Below are 222 nucleotides of genomic sequence, written 5' to 3' on the forward strand. Positions count from 1 at the left end.
TCCCTCGACGGCCGCTCCTGGGTCCGGCTGGTCGGGCTGACCATCAAGGGCTCGTCCAGTCACGGCATCTACGGCGACAAGATCGACCACATCGTCGTGCGGGACTGCGAGGTCGCCGACTCCCAGGACGGCGGCATCGTGCTCTCCAACGGCCGCGACGTCCTCGTCCAGGACGCCAACGTGCACGGCAACAACGCCCGCGGCACCTCGGCCAGCAACGAG

Annotated in this window: 1 protein-coding gene; it reads left to right on the plus strand. The window is 68.9% G+C overall.

Annotated elements, in window-relative coordinates; translation table 11 throughout:
* A partial coding sequence (locus TOK_RS12085; RefSeq protein ID WP_172457537.1) for a right-handed parallel beta-helix repeat-containing protein occupies positions 1 to 222 on the plus strand: 222 nt, incomplete at both ends.

The organism is Pseudonocardia sp. N23 (assembly GCF_002583555.1).
GTDB lineage: Bacteria > Actinomycetota > Actinomycetes > Mycobacteriales > Pseudonocardiaceae > Pseudonocardia.